The following is a 2,040-nucleotide window of genomic DNA, read 5'->3' on the forward strand; positions in this document are numbered from 1 at the left end:
TCCGCTGCGCGACGATGAGCAGCACGGCGGCGGGGAGCGAGGCCTGGACCGAGGTGGCCATGACGGGCCCCCAGTCGGTGACGTTCGCGCCGATGTAGTTGTAGATGCCGAGCGTGATCGGGCGCACCGCCGGCGTCGAGGTCAGGGTCAGCGCGATGAGGAAGTCGCCCCAGGCCCCGAGGAAGGTGAACAGCGCGGCCGTGACGATCGCGTTGCGGCTGATCGGCAGCACGATCGACACGAAGGCGCGGAAGTCGTTCGCGCCGTCGACCAGCGCGGCCTCGACGAGGCTCGGCGGGATCGACTCCATGAACGCCCGCATGAGCAGGATCGCGAACGGCACCTGCACCGCGCTGTCGGCGAGGATGAGCCCGAGGTAGCTGTTCAACAGCCCGATGTTGTTGAAGAGCGTGTAGAGCGCGTTCGCGATGACGATCGCCGGGATCATCTGCGTGATGAGCAGCACGAGCAGCAGCGGCCGGGTGCCGCGCATCCGGAACCGGGCGAGCCCGTAGGCGGCCGGCGTCGCGACGGCGAGCGTGAGGACCACCGTGCCGAGGCCGATGATCATGCTCGACACGAAGTTCTGCCCCTGCTGGGCGAACGCGGCCTGGTAGCCGGCGAAGGTCGGCGAGAACGGGAACCAGGTCGCGGTCGCCGCGCCGGAGGTCGCCTGGAGGCTCGTGTTCACCATCCAGTAGACGGGGAACACCATGATCGCCAGGAACACGATGCCGAGGATCGTGAAGGGGATGCCCTTCACGCTGCGGGGACGGCGGGGCCTCGCCGTCCGGGCCGTGGTGACCGCCCGGGTCGCGGTGACGGTGCTGCTCGCGAGACCGACGCTCATTCGTCGACCGCCTTCCTGGAGATCGCGATGTAGACCATCGCGAAGACGAACGAGACGACGATGAGGACGTTGCTCACCGCGGCTCCGATGCCGAACTGGAAGTTGATGAAGGACTGGTGGTACGCGTTCGTGGCGAGCGTCTGGGTCGAGTTCGCCGGACCACCACCGGTCAGGCCGAGGATGATGTCCACGACCTTCAGCGTGTAGACGACGCCGAGGACGATCACCACGCTCACGACGCTCCGGATGCTCGGCCAGGTGATGTACCAGAACGCCTTGAACCCGGTGGCGCCGTCGAGCGCTCCGGCCTCGTAGAGCTCCGGCGGCACGGACTGCAGACCGCTGTAGAGGATCGTCGTGTTGAAGGGGATGCCGAGCCAGACGTTCACGCCGATCACGGCGATGAGCGCGAGGCTCGGGCTGACCAGCCACGGCAGCGGTGCGATGCCCACCAGCCCGAGGAGCTGGTTGAGCGCGCCGCTGTCCTGGTCGAGGAGCCACTTCCACACCGCGCTCGAGGCGATGAGGGGCAGCAGCCACGGCAGGAGCAGCAGGCCGCGGAGGAAGCCGGACAGCGGGAAGTGCCGTCGGAAGAACAGCGCGAGCCCGAGGCCGATCACGAACTGCAGGACGATCGACCCCGCCGTGAAGAGGGCGGTGTTCACGACGCTGGTCGTGAAGACCGCGCTCGTGAAGACCTGGACGTAGTTCGCGAACCCGACCCACGGTGCCTCGCCGGTGAAGAACGTGGCGGTCGTGTAGTCCTGGAACGACATCAGGATGTTCTTGACGACGGGGTAGCCGAAGAACACCGCGACGAAGATCGCCGCCGGGATGACGAACAGCCAGCGTGTGATGCCGGTCCGGATGCGCGCGCGGCGCTGGCCGGGTCGGACGGGCGGGGCGACGGTGGACCGCGTCGCCGAGCGGGACGTTGTGCGTGCGGGTGCCTGCGTCGAGGCGCTCATGCGGGTTCCTCTCCTGTTCAGTGGTGGGAGGGAGCCGACCGGTCCGGCCGGCTCCCTCGTGCACTACTGGTTCTGGGACTGCGCCTGCTGGAGCGCTGCCTCGGGGCTGGCCTTGCCGGTGAGGGCGAGCTGGACGGCGGTGTAGATCTTCGTCGCGGCCTTGGGCCAGTCGGGTCCGAGCTCGCCGGTGCGGGCACGGGCGGTCTTGACGGTGGTGACGAA

The 2,040-nt window shown here is 68.3% G+C and carries 2 protein-coding genes; both read right to left on the reverse strand.

From position 1 onward, the window contains the following. Window positions 1–850, reverse strand: an 850-nt coding sequence (locus I59_RS12610) for a carbohydrate ABC transporter permease (protein ID WP_022904173.1), incomplete at its 3' end; no start/stop codon positions are given. Then, the gene (locus I59_RS12615; RefSeq protein WP_022904174.1) at window positions 847–1,818 is read right to left on the reverse strand and encodes a carbohydrate ABC transporter permease; all 972 of its coding nucleotides are present in this window, start codon (window positions 1,816–1,818) and stop codon (window positions 847–849) included. The genes I59_RS12610 and I59_RS12615, both read right to left, overlap by 4 nt. Window positions 1,819–2,040 lie beyond the last annotated feature (222 nt).

It is taken from the genome of Curtobacterium sp. B8, assembly GCF_000333315.1.
Taxonomy (GTDB): Bacteria; Actinomycetota; Actinomycetes; order Actinomycetales; family Microbacteriaceae; genus Curtobacterium; species Curtobacterium luteum.